Annotated in this window: 16 protein-coding genes and 1 tRNA gene; 11 read left to right on the plus strand and 6 right to left on the minus strand. The window is 71.8% G+C overall.

The genetic code is table 11. The annotated features are described in order from the left end of the window. Window positions 1–185: 185 nt before the first annotated feature. The 3 genes from ACZ4VI_RS29790 to ACZ4VI_RS29800 all read left to right on the plus strand — a co-directional run bounded on the left by ACZ4VI_RS29790 (window position 186) and on the right by ACZ4VI_RS29800 (window position 3156). Complete coding sequence (locus ACZ4VI_RS29790; protein WP_468004208.1) at window positions 186–1547, plus strand: aminotransferase class III-fold pyridoxal phosphate-dependent enzyme; 1362 nt, start codon at window positions 186–188, stop codon at window positions 1545–1547. 97 nt (window positions 1548–1644) lie between these two features. Continuing rightward, window positions 1645–2352: a GntR family transcriptional regulator gene (locus tag ACZ4VI_RS29795; RefSeq protein WP_468004210.1), complete on the plus strand. Its 708-nt coding sequence runs from the start codon at window positions 1645–1647 to the stop codon at window positions 2350–2352. A gap of 153 nt (window positions 2353–2505) precedes the next feature. Beyond that, window positions 2506–3156, plus strand: coding sequence for a hypothetical protein (locus ACZ4VI_RS29800; RefSeq protein WP_468004212.1), 651 nt, complete (start codon window positions 2506–2508; stop codon window positions 3154–3156). Between the two features lie 62 nt (window positions 3157–3218). Here ACZ4VI_RS29800 and ACZ4VI_RS29805 read toward each other — a convergent pair whose 3' ends face one another. Next, window positions 3219–3995 carry an SLATT domain-containing protein gene (locus tag ACZ4VI_RS29805; RefSeq protein WP_468004437.1) on the minus strand — a complete coding sequence of 259 codons (777 nt, stop codon included), beginning with the start codon at window positions 3993–3995 and terminating at the stop codon, window positions 3219–3221. Between the two features lie 261 nt (window positions 3996–4256). Here ACZ4VI_RS29805 and ACZ4VI_RS29810 point away from each other — a divergent pair, with 261 nt between their 5' ends. The 7 genes from ACZ4VI_RS29810 to ACZ4VI_RS29840 all read left to right on the plus strand — a co-directional run bounded on the left by ACZ4VI_RS29810 (window position 4257) and on the right by ACZ4VI_RS29840 (window position 10896). Continuing rightward, a complete protein-coding gene (locus ACZ4VI_RS29810; RefSeq protein WP_468004214.1) occupies window positions 4257–4592 on the plus strand; it encodes a YbaB/EbfC family nucleoid-associated protein in 336 nt (111 codons plus the stop codon). Window positions 4593–4721: 129 nt separating this feature from the next. Beyond that, window positions 4722–5321, plus strand: coding sequence for a recombination mediator RecR (gene recR, locus ACZ4VI_RS29815; RefSeq protein WP_356888252.1), 600 nt, complete (start codon window positions 4722–4724; stop codon window positions 5319–5321). A 47-nt stretch (window positions 5322–5368) separates the two neighbouring features. Then, on the plus strand, window positions 5369–6031 hold the full coding sequence (locus ACZ4VI_RS29820; protein WP_468004216.1) for a DUF5063 domain-containing protein: 663 nt from the start codon (window positions 5369–5371) through the stop codon (window positions 6029–6031). A gap of 238 nt (window positions 6032–6269) precedes the next feature. After that, on the plus strand, window positions 6270–7541 hold the full coding sequence (locus tag ACZ4VI_RS29825) for an aspartate kinase (protein WP_468004218.1): 1272 nt from the start codon (window positions 6270–6272) through the stop codon (window positions 7539–7541). After that, a complete protein-coding gene (locus tag ACZ4VI_RS29830) occupies window positions 7538–8617 on the plus strand; it encodes an aspartate-semialdehyde dehydrogenase (RefSeq protein ID WP_468004220.1) in 1080 nt (359 codons plus the stop codon). Before ACZ4VI_RS29825 ends, ACZ4VI_RS29830 begins: the two co-directional genes overlap by 4 nt. Window positions 8618–8851: 234 nt before the next feature. Next, a complete protein-coding gene (locus tag ACZ4VI_RS29835) occupies window positions 8852–9583 on the plus strand; it encodes a SigE family RNA polymerase sigma factor (protein ID WP_468004222.1) in 732 nt (243 codons plus the stop codon). Further along, window positions 9580–10896: a hypothetical protein gene (locus tag ACZ4VI_RS29840; protein ID WP_468004224.1), complete on the plus strand. Its 1317-nt coding sequence runs from the start codon at window positions 9580–9582 to the stop codon at window positions 10894–10896. Before ACZ4VI_RS29835 ends, ACZ4VI_RS29840 begins: the two co-directional genes overlap by 4 nt. 239 nt (window positions 10897–11135) lie before the next feature. Here the strand turns inward: ACZ4VI_RS29840 and ACZ4VI_RS29845 are convergent, their stop codons facing one another. Continuing rightward, a complete protein-coding gene (locus tag ACZ4VI_RS29845) occupies window positions 11136–11876 on the minus strand; it encodes an SURF1 family protein (RefSeq protein ID WP_468004226.1) in 741 nt (246 codons plus the stop codon). A gap of 22 nt (window positions 11877–11898) precedes the next feature. Further along, window positions 11899–13731 carry a S9 family peptidase gene (locus ACZ4VI_RS29850; protein ID WP_468004439.1) on the minus strand — a complete coding sequence of 611 codons (1833 nt, stop codon included), beginning with the start codon at window positions 13729–13731 and terminating at the stop codon, window positions 11899–11901. 146 nt (window positions 13732–13877) lie between these two features. On the opposite strand from ACZ4VI_RS29850, the gene ACZ4VI_RS29855 reads away from it, so the two are divergent. Continuing rightward, window positions 13878–14885 carry a YdcF family protein gene (locus tag ACZ4VI_RS29855; RefSeq protein ID WP_468004228.1) on the plus strand — a complete coding sequence of 336 codons (1008 nt, stop codon included), beginning with the start codon at window positions 13878–13880 and terminating at the stop codon, window positions 14883–14885. 221 nt (window positions 14886–15106) lie between these two features. Here ACZ4VI_RS29855 and ACZ4VI_RS29860 read toward each other — a convergent pair whose 3' ends face one another. The 3 genes from ACZ4VI_RS29860 to ACZ4VI_RS29870 form a co-directional block, all read right to left on the minus strand. Further along, window positions 15107–16204: a serine/threonine-protein kinase gene (locus ACZ4VI_RS29860; RefSeq protein ID WP_468004230.1), complete on the minus strand. Its 1098-nt coding sequence runs from the start codon at window positions 16202–16204 to the stop codon at window positions 15107–15109. Window positions 16205–16502: 298 nt separating this feature from the next. After that, window positions 16503–16576, minus strand: a tRNA-Pro gene (locus tag ACZ4VI_RS29865). A 134-nt stretch (window positions 16577–16710) separates the two neighbouring features. Beyond that, on the minus strand, window positions 16711–17652 hold the full coding sequence (locus ACZ4VI_RS29870) for a metallophosphoesterase (protein ID WP_468004231.1): 942 nt from the start codon (window positions 17650–17652) through the stop codon (window positions 16711–16713). Window positions 17653–17714 lie beyond the last annotated feature (62 nt).

Raw genomic sequence — 17714 nt, forward strand, 5'->3', positions numbered from 1 at the left:
GGGGTGGGCGTAGGGGCACGGGGCGGAGGCGCCCGCAAAGGCGCCGTCCGTTGTGCCCACCCGTTCCGCCCCAGCGGAACGAATGCCCACAACGGGCGTGGGCACGCAACGTGTCGCGTCGGCCCCGGTCTCGGTGGACAAGATGGTCATGGCCGCTCCGACCTGCGCGTACTTACCCTGGCCGCATGACCCCTCATGTCGTACCCGATCCCCAGGCCGGCGCGGCCGTGAAGGCCGCAGACCGCGCGCACGTGTTCCACTCCTGGTCCGCCCAGGGCCTGATCGACCCGCTCGCCGTCGCCGGCGCCGAGGGTTCGTACTTCTGGGACTACGACGGCAACCGCTACCTCGACTTCACCAGCGGCCTCGTCTACACCAACATCGGCTACCAGCACCCCCGCGTGGTCGCCGCCATCCAGGAGCAGGCCGCGAAGCTCACCACCTTCGCGCCCGCCTTCGCCATCGACGTACGCTCCGAGGCCGCACGCCTCATCGCCGAGCGCACCCCGGGCGACCTGGACAAGATCTTCTTCACGAACGGCGGCGCCGAGGCCGTCGAGAACGCCGTACGGATGGCCCGGCTGCACACCGGCCGTCACAAGGTCATGAGCGCCTTCCGCTCGTACCACGGCGCCACCTCCACCGCGATCAACCTGACCGGCGACCCGCGCCGCTGGGCCTCCGACACCGGCTCCGCGGGCGTCGTGCGCTTCTGGGCGCCCTTCCTCTACCGCTCGCCGTTCTACGCCGAGAACGAGCAGCAGGAGTGCGAGCGCGCCCTGAGCCACCTCGAGGACACCATCGCCTTCGAGGGGCCCGCCACCATCGCCGCGATCATCCTGGAGACCGTCCCCGGCACCGCCGGCATCATGACCCCGCCACCCGGCTACCTCGCCGGCGTCCGCGAGATCTGCGACAAGTACGGCATCGTCTTCGTCCTCGACGAGGTCATGGCCGGCTTCGGCCGCACCGGAAAGTGGTTCGCCTCCGAGCACTTCGACGTCGTGCCCGACCTGATGACCTTCGCCAAGGGCGTGAACTCCGGCTACGTGCCCCTCGGCGGCGTCGCCATCAGCGAGAAGATCGCCGACACCTTCCGCACCCGGCCCTACCCGGGCGGACTGACCTACTCCGGTCACCCGCTCGCCTGCGCCGCCGCCGTCGCCACCATCCAGGTCATGGAGGACGAGAAGGTCGTCGAGCACTCCGCCCACATCGGCGAGACCGTCCTCGGCCCCGGCCTGCGCGAGCTCGCCGAGCGCCACCCGTCCGTCGGCGAGGTCCGCGGCATGGGTACGTTCTGGGCCCTCGACCTTGTCAGGAACAAGGAGACGCGCGAGCCGCTCGTCCCGTACAACGCGACGGGCGAGGCCAACGCCCCCATGGCGGCCTTCGGCGCGGCGGCCAAGAAGCACGGCCTGTGGCCCTTCATCAACATGAACCGCACCCACGCCGTCCCCGCCTGCACCATCTCCGAGGCGGAGGCCAAGGAAGGCCTCGCCGCCCTCGACACGGCGCTCTCCGTGGCCGACGAGCACACCGCGTAACGCATACCGAGCGCATACGAGCGTTAGAAGCGTCACGGAGCCGAACCCTCCGTCTGGTCTAGGGTGTCCAACAGCCGGACGGAGGGGGCCGACCAAGATGCCCGCGAGCGGAGCTGTCACCCGCAACACCCTGCGGCGGCAGATCGCGGACGCGCTCCGTGACGAAGTGCTCGCCGGGCGTTTGCAGCCGGGTGAGGAATTCACCGTCAAACAGATCGCCGAGCAGTACGGCGTCTCGGCGACGCCGGTACGCGAAGCCCTCGTCGACCTCTCCGCGCAGGGGCTCCTCGACTCCGACCAGCACCGCGGCTTCCGCGTGCACCAGTTCACGATCGACGACTACCGGGGCATGGTCGAGGCCCGCATGCTCGTCGTGGACGGCATCTTCCGCCGTCACGACCCCGTCGTTCATCCGCAGGGCCCCGACGTCACGCGCGGGGTCGCGCTCGTCGCCGTACGGCGCCGGGGCGAGGCGGCGGCGCGGGCGGCCCGCGCCGGGGACCTCGACGTCCTCATCGGGTACGACATCCGCTACTGGCGCGAACTGGCCCGGCTGGTCTCCTCCAACGACTACATCGCCGACTTCCTGCACCGGCTGCGGGTCCAGGCATGGGTGTTCTCCGTGCCGTACCTGCGCTCCGACCGGGACGTCCTCGGCTGGCTGTGGAGCGGGCACGTCGATCTCGTCGACGCGCTGACCCTCGGCGACGCGGACGCGGCCGTCGCGGTCATACAGGCGTACAACCAGCAGTCGATGGAGTGGGCGGACCGCCTGGAGGGCCTGGAGCGCCTGGAAGGCCTGTAGGGCCTGGAGGGCCTGGAGCGGCAGTCCGGCTGACGGGACAGCCCGGCGCGGGTGTCGCGCCGTGCGTCGAGGGGCAGGTCCCCACCGGGTGTGCGGCGCGGACAGCGCCGACTACCCTGGCCGTCCCTGCAACTGACGGAGAGCGAGCCTCCCTTGGCCTGTGACCTGTGGCTGGTCCCCCTTGTCGACGTGCTGTGCCACAGCCCCGACAATCCCTTCGCCGAAGAGATCGCCGCCTACGACAAGGCCCTGACCGCGTCCGGTCTGCCCACCGTCCCCGTGTTCGCCTACATGCCGGGGCTCTCCGGCGATGTCGCGCCCGTCGCCGGGTTCGACTACGACGCCCTGCACTTCCTGCGCCGCGCCTACCTGCTGCACCTGTGCGGCCTGCCCGTCGAGCCGGTCGACGAGCTCGGCGGGGACTACGAACAGCTCCTGGAGATGTTCGAGGCCACGGCACAGCAGTCCCACCTCGTCTGGCACTACGACCACGCCGGCGCGTACGTCCCCGTGGACTTCCCGGCTCCGCTCTCCAACGACGAACTCCTGGAAGGCGGCGGCCCGCTGGGCTCGTCCCACGGCCTGCTGCGGGAGCTGGAGTTCGTCGCTCCCGCGATCGGGATCGACCCGGCCAACCCGCCCGCCGCGCCGCTGCCGCCGGAGCGGCCGACCTCGCTGGAGGAACCGGCGGGGCCGATCGCGTACGACGACAGTCCGTTCGCGCGCGAGCGCCATGTGTGGCTCGGGCTGCACGCTGCGGCGACCCGCAGCCTCGGCCAGGGCTCGATGATCATCCTCAGCTGACACCGACGGAATGAAGGGCGCCCCCGCAGGACGGGGGCGCCCTTCTTCCGGTCGTACGGCCGTCAGCGCGGCTCCGGCGGCCGCTGCCTCGGCATGTTGGGGCGGGTGCCCGGCGGGAGCGGGAAGCGGGACGAGGGGTGCCCGCCCTCGGGGCGGGGGGCGCCCGTCCCCACCGACTGCAGGGCCAGCGGCGCCGGGCCCGAGCGGAACTCGATCATCCAGTCCGCCGTCTCCGCTCGCACGAGCTCCGTCACGTCCTCCGAGAACCGGCGCAGCACCCCCAGGCACCGCTCCGCCGCCTCGCTCGCGGTCCCCTCGGTGGGCCCGAGGACCTCCCGTACGCTCTCCGACGCCCAGTCGAACTGCAGGGCTTGGAGCCTGCGCTGCACCGCCTGCGCCGTCGCGACGTCCCTTATCCAGCCCGACGTCAGGCCGAAGTACCGGTCGCACGCCATGCACGCCGCGCCGAGCAGCAGGGACAGGTACCCCCAGCCCGCCGCCCCGTCCGCCGCGACACCGGTCAGGTCGAGGAGCGGCAGCGCGGCGCCGGCGATCACGCCCAGCGCCGTACCGACCCGGAGCGCCCGTGCGCAGCGGCGCTTCCAGACCCGGTCGGACAGGTACCACTCCACCGTGCGCAGCGCGTTCGACTCCACCCAGCGGTACAGCTCGTCCAGACGCTCAGCGGGCTCGCCCCAGTCGCCGAGCGGGAACGGCGTCCCGGTCAGATCGCGACGCGCGGCGGGCCGCCCGGGCTGCCCCGGTTCGCCGGGCTGTCCCGGCGTCCCGGTCTTTCCCGGTTCTCCCGGCTGCCCGGGCGGCGGCTGCGGCGGCGGCATCTCCGGCTGCTGGCTCACCGGGGCACTCCTCTGTTCAGCTCAGCGCTCGTGTCCTTCTGTGACGTGCGGTGCACGTGGTGCCTGCCCTTCCTACCGCCGAATGGTGGGCTGTGGGCCCGGAATCCCGGGATTTCCGCCCGCAAGGGGGTCTTGATCAGGTAGAGGAGCCCGCAGTTTCTCACTCGAAAGAGTTGTGGCGGCAGGCCGGGCATGGACCACGTAGGCTCGGCTTACCGACATACCGAACATCAGGAGTGACCCGTGATTCCCGGTGGTGGCCAGCCCAACATGCAGCAGCTCCTCCAGCAGGCCCAGAAGATGCAGCAGGATCTCGCGCGTGCCCAGGAAGAGCTCGCCGCGACCGTGGTCGAGGGCCAGGCGGGCGGCGGCCTGGTGACGGCGACGGTCACCGGCTCCGGCGAGCTCCGCGGCCTGGTGATCGACCCCAAGGCGGTCGACCCCGAGGACACCGAGACGCTGGCCGATCTGGTCGTCGCCGCGGTGAAGGCCGCCAACGACAACGCGCAGCAGCTCCAGCAGGCCAAGCTCGGCCCGCTGACGCAGGGCCTGGGCGGCATGCCGGGCCTGGGGTTCTGAGGCCCTCTCCGGCCTTTGGTACTGAGCCGCTTCCCGAGGCGGTTCGCGAGCCGCTTGCACGCCTGGGCTTCTAAGGCGCCCCGGCAGCCACTACCGTAAGAATCAAGCACTTCTGAGAAGGGCGTTCCGTTGTACGAAGGCGTGGTGCAGGACCTCATCGACGAACTGGGCAGGCTGCCCGGCGTCGGTCCCAAGAGCGCCCAGCGGATCGCCTTCCACATCCTCCAGGCCGAGCCGACGGACGTACGACGTCTCGCGCACGCGCTCCTGGAGGTCAAGGAGAAGGTCCGGTTCTGCGCGGTCTGCGGCAACGTCGCGCAGCAGGAGCAGTGCAACATCTGCCGCGACCCGCGCCGGGACCTGTCGGTGATCTGTGTGGTCGAGGAGCCCAAGGACGTCGTGGCGATCGAGCGGACGCGTGAGTTCCGCGGCCGCTACCACGTGCTGGGCGGCGCGATCAGCCCGATCGAGGGCGTCGGCCCGGACGATCTGCGCATCCGTGAGCTGCTCGCGCGGCTCGCGGACGGGACGGTCACGGAGCTGATCCTGGCGACCGACCCGAATCTGGAGGGCGAGGCCACCGCGACGTATCTGGCGCGGATGATCAAGCCCATGGGCCTGAAGGTCACGCGCCTGGCGAGCGGCCTGCCGGTCGGCGGCGATCTGGAGTACGCCGACGAGGTCACCCTGGGGCGTGCCTTCGAGGGGCGGCGACTGCTAGATGTATGACGACAGGGTTTGCGCGCCCGCGCCCGCTCCCCAAGGAGGCATCCGCGATGTCTGACGCCACACTGCACGCGATCACGCAGGATCCGGACGACTTCGCGGTCCAGATCGCCGACTCGATCGAGTCCTTCATCGTGGCGACCACGGAAGTGGCCAAGGGCGACGAGCCCGACAGCGCCGTGCCCTTCCTGCTGCTCGAGCTCTCCCAGCTGCTGCTCGCGGGCGGCCGGCTGGGCGCGCACGAGGACATCGTCCCGGACGAGCGGTACGAGACGGACACCGGTCCGGAGCCGGACGTGGACGACCTGCGCGAGCGGTTCGCGGCGATGCTGGACCCGGTGGACGTCTTCTCGGAGGTGTTCGACCCGTACGAGCCCCGCAAGGCGCCCGTACCGGCCCGGATCTCCGACAACCTCGCCGACATCGTCACCGACCTGCGGCACGGACTGGCCCACTACCGGGCGGGGCGCACGAGCGAGGCCCTGTGGTGGTGGCAGTTCTCCTACTTCTCCAACTGGGGCCCGACGGCCTCGGCGACCCTCCGGGCACTCCAGTCCCTCGTCGCCCACGTCCGGCTCGACCAGCCGCTCGCGGCCCTGGACGGCCTCGACACGGACGAGGACATGGCGGAGGACGTCCTCGCCGAGGAGGCGGGGCGCGTCATGGCGGAGGAGATCGCGGGCCCGCTGGGCCTGCGGACGCTGAAGAAGTAGCCCCGAGGCTCCTCCCAGGACGGGCGACATGTGAGCCCGCGCACATATCGGCGTACCACCGCGTAGTCCCGCACCTCCCGGGCAGGCACCCCCACCGGGCGGTCCGGGCCCTTCCGGCCGTGATCACTACCTGAGCGGGACATCTCAGGATGTGATATACGGTCGGCGATTCCGGACCGCTCGTTAAACTGAGCCGACCGCAGTAATGACTGCGGCAGAGACTGAGCGAGGAGCGCACGTGGGCCTTGTCGTGCAGAAGTACGGAGGCTCCTCCGTTGCCGATGCCGAAGGCATCAAGCGCGTCGCCAAGCGGATCGTGGACGCCAAGAAGAACGGCCACCAGGTGGTCGTCGTGGTTTCCGCGATGGGCGACACGACGGACGAGTTGATCGATCTCGCCGAGCAGGTATCCCCGATCCCTGCCGGGCGTGAGTTCGACATGCTGCTGACCGCCGGAGAGCGGATCTCCATGGCCCTGCTGGCCATGGCGATCAAAAACCTGGGCCACGAGGCCCAGTCGTTCACGGGCAGCCAGGCCGGTGTCATCACCGACTCGGTCCACAACAAAGCGCGCATCATCGATGTCACGCCGGGCCGGATCCGTACCGCCCTCGACGAGGGCAACATCGCCATCGTCGCCGGCTTCCAGGGTGTGTCCCAGGACAAGAAGGACATCACCACGCTCGGCCGCGGCGGCTCGGACACAACCGCCGTCGCCCTCGCCGCCGCGCTCGACGCCGAGGTCTGTGAGATCTACACCGACGTCGACGGTGTGTTCACGGCCGACCCGCGCGTGGTGAAGAAGGCGAAGAAGATCGACTGGATCTCCTTCGAGGACATGCTGGAGCTCGCCGCCTCCGGCTCCAAGGTGCTGCTGCACCGGTGCGTCGAGTACGCACGCCGTTACAACATCCCGATCCACGTCCGCTCGTCCTTCTCCGGGCTGCAGGGCACGTGGGTCAGCAACGAGCCGCAAGGGGACCGCAAGGTGGAGCAGGCCATCATCTCGGGCGTCGCCCACGACACCTCCGAGGCGAAGATCACCGTCGTCGGCGTGCCGGACAAGCCGGGCGAGGCCGCGGCCATCTTCCGTGCCGTCGCGGACGCCGAGATCAACATCGACATGATCGTGCAGAACGTGTCCGCCGCCTCGACCGGCCTGACGGACATCTCCTTCACCCTCCCCAAGGCCGAGGGCCGCAAGGCCATGGACGCCCTGGACAAGGCGAAGAGCGCGATCGGCTTCGACTCGCTGCGCTACGACGACCAGATCGGCAAGATCTCCCTGGTCGGCGCCGGTATGAAGACGAACCCCGGCGTCACCGCCGACTTCTTCCGGGCGCTGTCCGACGCCGGTGTGAACATCGAGCTGATCTCGACCTCCGAGATCCGCATCTCGGTCGTCACCCGCGAGGACGATGTGAACGATGCCGTGCGCGCCGTGCACAGCGCCTTCGGTCTCGACAGCGACTCCGACGAGGCCGTCGTCTATGGAGGCACCGGCCGATGACCCGTAAGCCGACGCTCGCGGTCGTCGGTGCGACCGGAGCCGTCGGTGCGGTCATGCTCCAGATGCTCACGCAGCACGCGGACGTCTGGGGCGAGATCCGACTCGTCTCCTCCCCGCGTTCGGCCGGCCGCAAGCTGGCCGTGCGCGGTGAGGAGACCGAGGTCCTCGCCCTGAGCGAGGAGGCACTCGAGGGCGTCGACCTCGCCCTCTTCCTCGTGCCCGAGGACATCGCCGCGCGCTGGGCGCCGATCGCCGCCGCCAAGGGCGCGGTGGTGGTGGACACCTCGCCGGCGTTCCGTGCGGATCCGGACGTGCCGCTCGTGGTCCCCGAGATCAACCCGCACGCCGTACGGGTACGGCCCCGGGGCATCGTCGCGAGCCCCGGCTGCTCCACGCTGGCCCTCATCGTCGCCGTCGGCGCGCTGCACGCCGAGTTCGGGGTCGGCGAGCTGGTGGTGACCGCCCAGCAGGCCGCGAGCGGGGGCGGGCAGGCGGGAGTCGCCGCCCTGCGCGGGCAGCTGTCGCTGGTGGCCGGGACCGAGCTCGGCACGCACCCCGGAGACGTACGGCGGGCCGTCGGCGACCACACCGGGCCGTTTCCCGGGCCGGTCGCGCTCAATGTGCTGCCCTGGTCGGGGGAGCTGATGGCGGACGGCTGGTCCTCCGAGGAGCTGCGGCTGCGCGAGGAGACCCGCAAGATCCTCGGCCTTCCCCGGCTGCCCGTCGCCGCCACGTGCGTCCGCGTCCCGGTGGTGACCGCGCACTCGGTCTCCGTGCACGCGCGGTTCGAGCGGCCGGTGAGCGTCGGACGGGCGCACGAGATCCTGGCGACCTCGCCGGGTGTGGTGCTGTACGACGATCCGGCCGCGGGCGACTTCCCCACGCCCGCCGACGTCGTGGGCACGGACCCCGTCTGGGTCGGGCGGGTGCGCCGGTCGATGGACGACGAGCGGGCGCTCGAGTTCTTCGTCTGCGGCGACAACCTCCGCAAGGGCGCCGCGCTGAACGCCGTACAGATCGCGGAGTCGATCATTCGTCCGGAGCGTCCGGAGCGTGAAGGCCCTGTGAGCAAATAGGCGTCAGGTGCCCCTTGAACTGGGGTGACGTCATGTCCGACGATGCTGTTCTCTCCTTACCGCAACCGGCAGTTGGGTGGGAGGCGTCTGTGGGTGCGCCCACGTGGTGTCGCAACGCGGACTGTGAAAACGGGGCATTGGGGAAGATCGGGTACGCATGAGGGCAATTGGTGCACCGTCAAAAACGGTGGCGTACTCGTACAACCCTGACGGGGGGAAGCGTGTCCAACAGACGTGGCAGAGGTACTCGAGATCGCAGCCGTCGTCCCGCTCCGCGGTGCGACAGTCGTCCCCGCGCGGGGCACGCTCACGGTTCCCGCACGCGGCAGCGTGGGCACCATGGTGCGCCCGCTCCGGCGACCGCGTCCGGCCGGCGGCATGCCGGTGATCGCCCCCATGCCCGCAGGGACCCGCGCGGCCGGCGTGTCCGGCATACCGTCGCCCCGCGAGAGCACTGAAGGCGTCGTGTCCGCGGGCACCTCCGTCGACCACCTGACCGAGACCTACCGAGCGCACTACCGCTCGCTGCTCGGTCTCGCCGCGCTGCTCCTCGACGACACGGCCTCCTGCGAGGACGTCGTCCAGGAGGCGTTCATCCGCGTCCACTCCGCGCGCAAACGGGTGCGGGACCCGGAGAAGACCCTGGCCTATCTGCGCCAGACGGTCGTCAACCTCTCCCGCTCCGCGCTCCGCCGCCGCATCCTCGGGCTCAAGCTGCTCTCCAAGCCGATGCCGGACATGGCGAGCGCGGAGGAGGGCGCGTACGACCAGCTGGAGCGGGACGCGCTGATCAAGGCGATGCGCGGACTCCAGCGGCGTCAGCGCGAGGTGCTGGTCCTGCGATACTTCGCGGACATGACGGAGGCTCAGGTGGCCGAGACGCTCGGCATATCCCTGGGGTCGGTGAAGGCGTACGGCTCGCGTGGCATCGCGGCGCTGCGCGTCGCGATGGAGGCGACGGCATGAGCTCCGGCGATGCGAACGGCCGCGGCGCGAACGGCTGGGGCGCGGACAGCGGCGATGCCAACGGCCGCGATGCGAACGGCTGCGGCGCGGACAGCGGCGGTACGAGTGGACTGCCCGACGGCGACCGCGACGACATGGGACACGGGATTGTGAACGACGGGCCGGACAACGAGCGGGCCGACGCCCACGACGGCGAGCGGGCCGACGGCTACGACGGCGAGCGGGCCGAGGGCTACGACGGCGAGCGGGCCGACGGCTACGACGACGTGCGGGCCGGCGGCCACGACGACCTCTTCGGCGGCGACGAACTGGCGCTGCGGCGGCTGCTCCACGGCGCCGTGGCCGACCTCCAGCCCACCGACGGAGCCCTCGACCACCTGCGCCGTGCCGTCCCCGCGCGGCGCACCCGCAAGCGCCAGGCCGTCGTCGGCTTCGCCGCGGCCGCCGTGCTGCTCGGCACGGCCGTGCCGGCCTTCGTGCACGTCGCCAACTCCGGCGGCATCACCGCCGACCAGGCCGTGAACGCCGGCCACGGCGAGCAGGCGCAGGGCGGCACCGGCTCCGAGACCGGCGTCGAGGGCGGCGGGAAGGGCACGGGCGCACCGAGCGGCACCGCGGCTCCCAGCCAGGGGGCGGCCGCGGGCGCGGGCGAGGCGAAGGATGCCGCGAGCGGGAGCGGGGGGAGCGGCTCGAAGCCGCCGGCCGGCTCCTCGCCGGTGTGCGAGGCCGGGCAGCTGGGCGTCAGCGCAGTGCAGGCGGGCGGGCCCGACGCGGAGGGCAAGGTATACGGCACCTTCCGCATCGCCAACGTCTCCGGCAAGGAGTGCGTGGTCAGCGGCGACGGCAGCGTCGGCTTCCAGGCGCTCGGGGCGGCGGACCCGGCCAAGATCACCGTCGTCGCGCACACGGCGGGCGACGCGGCGAGCGGACTGCCCGACCCCTCGCAGGAGACGCCCACGCTGGTACTCCAGCCGGACAACGCGTACGAGGTGAAGTTCGCCTGGGTCCCCGCGGCGACCTGCCCGACCACGGACACCTCACCGGACCCCGGCCCGGACCCGACGCCGAGCCCGGACCCGGACCCGAGCCCGAGTCCTTCGAAGGACGGCGACGGCACGTCGGGGTCCACGGGCTCGACCGGCGGGGAGGCGACCGAGGGCACGGCCCCTCAGCTCGCCACGGACGGTACGCCCGCCGAGGGCAGCATCGCGGTCAGCCACACGGCTGAACCGGGCGGCCCTCAGGCGGCCACCACGATCGCCAACGCCTGCGCGGGCACCATCTACCGCACGGGCGTCCTGGACGCGTCCTAGCGGGCGCTCGGGGCGTGAGGCCCGAGCGCCCCGACCCGTGAGGGCACCCCGACCCGTGAGGGCACCCCGACCCGTGAGGGCACCGGGTCATGAGGCCGTCGGACCTAGACGCCCTCGGACCCAGGGGCCCCGGACCCAGAGGCCCGGGCCGTAGGCCCCGGCCCGTGAGGCCGTCGGACCTGGAGGCCCCAGACCTGGAGGCCCCCAGACCTGTAGGCCCGGGCCGAGACGCCCCGGGCCTACAGACCCAGGGCCTCGTCGCGTTGGGCCTCCGACTCTCGGCGGAGGAGGCGGAACCACATGAAGAGGACGAAGCCCGCGAAGACGAACCACTCCGCCGTGTAGCCGAGGTTCTGGAACGCCTTCAGGTCCAGCGACGTGCCCGCCGCGGCCGCCGCCGGGACCGGGGTCAGCCCGGCGGGGGAGTCCGTGAGCGTGACCCACGCGTCGTAGACGTCGTCGGAGACCACGTTGACCAGGGAGCCCGCGCTGATCATGGCGAGCTGCCCGTCCGGGAGCCCGCCCGCCGCGTGGACCCCCTTCGTCCCCGCGTTCTCGGACGCCTGGAGGGCGCCCACCACGGTGACCTCGCCCGACGGCGGGGCCGGGGCCTTCGCGCCGGCCGGCAGCCAGCCCCGTACCACCGGCAGCGACTTGCCGCCGTCCGTCTTCAGCAGCGTCAGGACGTACGCGCCGGGGCGTCCGTCCAGGTCACGGTCCGGCACCAGGAACTGCTCCCCGTACCGGCCGCTCGCCTCCGCGTGCCGGCCCGAGGTCTCCTTGTCCACCGGCAGCAGCGCGTCCAGCGGCTCGGTCTTCAGCGTGCCCGGGTCCGGGGCCCGCTCCGCCTCCCGGTGGGAGTCGACGCGCTCCTCGAACTTGCCCATCTGCCACGTCCCCATGAACAGGCAGAACGGGATCGCGAGGAGGACGAAGACATTGATCCCCCACCAGCGGGGCGTTCTCAGGAACCGGTACACCCCTCCACGGTACGCAGCCGCCTCACCCCCCGACCGGCCGGGTCCCCAGGTGACGCGCGGCGAAGGCGAGCTCCAGGCGGACCTGCTTGATCCGCTCCTCCACCACCAGGGAGCCGTGCCCCGCGTCGTACCGGTACACCTCGTGGACCGCGCCCCGGGCGGCCAGCCGGTCCACGTAGTTGTCGATCTGGCGGATCGGGCAGCGCGGATCGTTGACGCCCGCCGAGATGTACACCGGGGCCGTGACCTTGTCCACGTACGTCAGCGGGGACGAGGCCACGAACCGGTCCGGCACCTCCTCCGGCGAGCCGCCGAAGAGCGTCCGGTCCAGCGCCTTCAGGGCCTCCATCTCGTCCTCGTACGCCGTCACGTAGTCCGCGACCGGGACGGCGGCGAGCCCCACCGACCAGGCCTCCGGCTGCGTGCCGAGCCCGAGCAGTGTCAGATAGCCGCCCCACGAGCCGCCCGACAGGACCAGCTTCGCCGGGTCCGCGAGCCCGGAGGCGACCGCCCACTCGCGGACCGCGGCGACGTCCTCCAGCTCGATCAGGCCGACGCGGTGCTTGAGCGCGTCCGTCCACTCCCGGCCGTACCCGGTCGAACCGCGGTAGTTGACGCGGACCACCGCGTAGCCGTGGTCGAGCCAGGCCGCCGGGCCCGAGGCGAAGGCGTCGCTGTCGTGCCAGGCCGGCCCGCCGTGCACCTCGAAGATCGTCGGAAAGGGGCCCTCGCCCTCCGCCGGCCGCTGCACGAGGGCGTGGATCCGGCCGCCGGGGCCCTCCACCCACACGTCCTCCACCGGCACCGACCCGGGCGCCCGCAGGCCCGGGGGGTCGAGGACGACGCCGCCGGCCGTCGAGCGCACCTGCGGCGGCTCGGCCGCCGAGGACCACAGGTACTCCACGCTGCCGTCCGGGCGGGCCGTGGCCTCCGACACCGACCCGGCAGGGGTCTCCACCCGCACCAGCGCGCCCGTCGCAATGTCGTACCGCCACAGCTCGCTGCGCGCCTCGAAGCTGTGCACGATCAGCAGGCCTGTGCCGTCCGCGTACCACTCCGCCGACACGTCGCCCGGCAGCTCGAGCCGGAGATCGGTCTCCCGGCCCGTCGCCACGTCCCACAGCAGCGGCTCCCAGCGGCCCCGCCGCTGGTGGCCGACGAGCAGCCGAGTGTCTCCGTCCACCGGCGCGAAGCCCAGCACCGCCAGGCCCAGCTCCTTCGTGCCGCCCTTGGAGTCGTCCAGCTCGGCCACCACCGAGGAGTCCTCCGCGCGCAGCACCCGCAGAGCCGAGTGCATGGCGTCGCCGTGCTCGGTGTGCTCGATCGCGATCAGCGAGCCGTCGTGCGAGAGGTCGCCCACCCCGGCCGACTCCCGGTGCCGGTAGATCTCGACGGGCGCCGCCCCGCCCCGTACGAGATGGATCGTCGAGCCCTCCTCGTCCGTCGAGCGCCCGACGACCACCGTGCCGTCCCGGCCGATCGCGAGCCCCGCCGGATACGAGGGCGCGAGCCCGTCCACGGCGGGCTCGTCCGCGCCGCCGTCGAAGGGCTGGCGCATCCACACCCCGAACTCGTCCCCGTCCTTGTCCGAGAACCACCAGATCCACCGGCCGTCCGGGGACAGCGTGCCGTCCGTCGTCCCGTTCGGCCGGTCCGTGACCTGCCGCTGCGCACCGCTCGCCCGGTCCCACGCGTAGAGCTCGTACGTCCCGGTCGCATTGGACACGAACAGCGAACGGTCGTGCGCCTCCTCGGCCCACTCGGGCAGGGACACGCGCGGCGCCCGGAACCGCTGCTCCCAGGCGGGCATGTCGGCGAAGTCGATCATCTCGTTGCTCTCGGTCATGCCCCCCATCATGCGCCGACCGACCGACATCCCGTCCGCCGCGTCCGCAACCTGTGGATAACTCGGGGGTGCCCCGGCCTCGGCGCCGCGGAGTCGGGGCATGGAGTCGGGGCATACCCGGGACCGTTGTCGGTGCCCCTGCCTACGATGCTGGAATGATCGCTTTCGTCGTGGCCGCCGCGTTCCTCGCGCTCTTCGGGGCCGGCGTGCTGCGCGACCGCAGGCGCTTCAGCAACGCCGTGTATCTGGGGCTCGCCGTCACCTTCCTAGGACTGGGCCTGCTCGCGGGGATCGACAGGGCGCCGCCGGGCGTCGCCGAGACGCTGATGATCGTCGCGCTGCTCGTCCTCGGCCTCGGCCCGGTCGTCCTGGCGGCGCTGCTGTGCGCGAACGGCGTGAAGATGGTCCGCAAGGAGGGCAGACGCCCCGCGAACCTGCTCTCGCTCCTCGCCGGCCTCGGCATGTTCGGTGTGATGGGCCTGATGGTGGCCGCCGTGGTCACGCGCTCCTGGGCCCTGGGCGTGTTCGTCGGCACGATGCTGATGGTGCTCGGCTATGTCTCCTTCCTGTTCCTCTGCTTCGTCGGGTACGCGTTCCTGTACGGGCGCATGCGGCTGCGCCGCGACGCGGACTTCGTGGTCGTCCTCGGCTCCGGTCTGATAGGCGGCCGGCGCGTCCCGCCGCTGCTCGCGAGCAGACTGGAGCGCGGCCGTGAGGTGTACGGCTCGCTCGCCGCGCGCGGGGGACGCCCGCCGGTCCTGATCACCTCGGGCGGGCAGGGTCCGGACGAGGAGCTGCCCGAGTCGCACGCGATGGCGGACTACCTCGTGGAGCGCGGCTTCCCTGAGGAACGGGTCCTGCGCGAGGACCGCTCGCGGACCACCGAGGAGAACATGCTCTTCAGCCGCGAGCTGATGGAGGCGGCCGTCCCGGGCGCGGAGTGCGTGATCGTGACCAACAACTTCCATGCCTTCCGGGCGGCCTTGATGGCCCGTCGGGTCGGGGTGAACGGTCAGGTGGTCGGCTCTCCGACGGCGGCGTACTTCTGGCCGAGCGCGACCATACGCGAGTTCGTCGCGGTCTTCCTCCAGTACAAGGCGGTCAACCTCGGGATCTGTCTGACGCTGATCCTGTTGGGGGCGCTTGCCTGGCTGGCTCTCTGACCGTCTTCGACAGCCGCCTGCGGACGACGGCGGTACCGATGGCCCCCACGACGGCGGCGGCCCCGAGGCCCAGGGCGATCGCGGACGGGCCGGAGTCGGAGACGACCTCGGCGGGAACGGTGGCCGCCGCCTCGGCGGCTGTCCGGAGGGGGTGCATGTCCCCAGGGGACCGGACCGAGGCCCCCCGGGCCACCCGGCGGGCCCCGTTCGGGTCAGACGGCTCACGAGAGCCAGGCCATGCCGATCAGCAAGAAGACGACGAAGGCTATGCCGCCGGCGACGGCGGCGGTCTTCCTGGGGCGCCGCCGGGAGAGGGCCGCGAGGCCGCTCTCGCTACGGCGCGCTTGCTGCCGAGCCTGCGACCTCGGCTGGGACCTCGGCTGGGACCGGGGCTGGGGCCGGGGCTGGGACCTCGGCTGGGACCGGGGCTGGGGCCGGGGCTGAGACCTCGGCTGGGACCGGGGCGCCGAGTGCGGTGCGGCGGGCCGGTGCGGGGGCTGCGGGTGGGCGCGCCAGGCGCCCGAGGAGAACCAGTCGGCGATCGCCTGGGCCGGGGGTCTCTGCTCCGGCTCCTTCGCGAGCAGCGACAGGAGGTACGCCTCGAACGCGGCGGGCAGCCCCACCCCGAGCTGCCGGGGCGGCGCGGGCGGCGTGTCGATGTGCTGGTACAGCAGGGCGGTGGCGGTGTCGCCCTGGAACGGGGGCCGTCCGGTGAGGAGTTGGTACAGCACACAGCCCAGCGAGTACACGTCGGAGGCCGGCGACGCGGGCCGGCCGAGGGCCCGCTCGGGGGCGAGATAGAGGCCGGTGCCGACGATCTGGCCCGTGGTCGTGAGCGCGGCGGACGGATCGTCGACGAACCGGGCGATCCCGAAGTCCGCGAGCTTCACGGTCCCGTCCCCGTCGAGCAGCAGGTTCCCGGGCTTGATGTCCCGGTGCACCACGCCCTCCCGATGCGCGGCGGCGAGCCCCGCGGCGGCATGCGCGGCCACGACGGCCACCCGCTCCGCCGGCAGTACCAAGGGCGGCGCGCCGGGGTCGGAGGCGAGACTGGCCCCTTCGACGAACTCCATGACGAGGAACAGCTTTCCGTCCCACGTACCGAAGTCGAAGACTCCGACGACATGCGGATGACTCAGCCGTGCCGCTGTCTGCGCCTCCAGCCGGAACCGCTCGGCCGCGGAGGGATCAGTCTCGTGCCCCAGCATCAACTTCACGGCCACGGCCCGCCCGAGCACCTCGTCGGTGGCCTGCCACACCTCGCCCATGCCGCCACGGCCGACACACATGTGGAGCCGATATCGGTCCGCGACCAGCACCTGAGACCCAGCCTTTCGACGGTCGACAACCTGACGGTAAGCACGCGTCGCCGTACTCCGCCGTCCGGCACCGATGCGGTATCAGGGTAGAGCCGCTTGATCGACTTCCCACACACGCCCCGGCACCACACGCTCGCTCACGAGCCGCGCGGCCGTCCTCGGCAGGCCCTCCTCGTAGAGGAGTCACGTGAGCCCAATCGCCGAGCCGGATCCGTACCCATTGGGAACCGCCCCCGGAAACCACTCAGGGGCCCGACCCGCTTTCGCGGATCAGGCCCCTGACCTGGTGTTTCAGCTGTCGGGGTGGCGGGATTTGAACCCACGACCTCTTCGTCCCGAACGAAGCGCGCTGCCAAGCTGCGCTACACCCCGATGTCGCTGCTCTGCTCTTCACGTCGCGGCGACATCGATTACTTTAGCCCACCCACGCCCTGAGACGAAATCCGGTTTTCGCGGCCCCTCACCGCAGGTCGGACGCGGTCCAGGCCGACGATCGCGAGGGACGCTCAGTCGCGCGCGGTCAGCGTCAGCAGGGTCGCCTCCGGGGGGCAGGCGAAGCGGACCGGGGTGAACCGGTTCGTGCCGCACCCTGCCGAGACGTGGAGGTACGAGGTCCGGCCCGCCGCCGTGTGCGTGGAGAGGCCCTTCACCCGGTCCGTGTCCAGGTCGCAGTTGGTCACGAGCGCGCCGTAGAAGGGGACGCACAGCTGGCCGCCGTGCGTGTGACCCGCCAGGATCAGCCCGTAGCCGTCCGCCGTGAACGCGTCGAGGGTCCGCAGGTACGGGGCGTGCACCACGCCCATCGAGAAGTCCGCCGACAGCTCCGGGCCGCCGGCCACCCGCTCGTACCGGTCCCGCTTGATGTGCGGGTCATCGAGGCCGGTGAAGGCCAGCTCCGGGCCGCCGGGCAGCTTCAGTCGGCCGCGGGTGTTGGTCAGGTTCACCCAGCCCGCCTCGTCGAAAGCGTCCCGCATGCCCTCCCACGGGTTGTGCACCGCGCCCACCACCGGCTTGTTGCCGTTCAGACCGTGCCGACCCTGGGCCTTCTCAAGGAGGTAGCGGGCGGGGTTGCGCAGCCGCGGCCCGTAGTAGTCGTTGGAGCCGAAGACGTACACGCCCGGGAACTCCATCAGCGGGCCGAGCGCGTCCAGGACCTCCGGGATCGCGTCCGTGTCCGAGAGGTTGTCGCCGGTGTTCACGACGAAATCCGGGCGCAGCCCCGCGAGTTTCTGCAGCCACGCCCGCTTCTTGCGCTGCCCGCACACCATGTGGATGTCGGAGACCTGAAGAACCCGCAGGTCCCGCATCCCGCGCGGGAGCACCGGGATCGTCACCCGGCGCAGCCGGAACGAGCGGGCCTCGAAGCCCGCCGCGTAGACGATTCCGGCAGCCGCCGTCGCCGTGAGACCTGCCGTGATCTTCAGGGGGATCCCGTACCGTGCGCGCATCCCCCCATCGTCGCAGACTGGGCGGAAATGTGCGGGCGGGTCGGCAGGGGCACCTGACACAC

The sequence above is a fragment of the Streptomyces sp. NPDC029169 genome, from assembly GCF_055563935.1.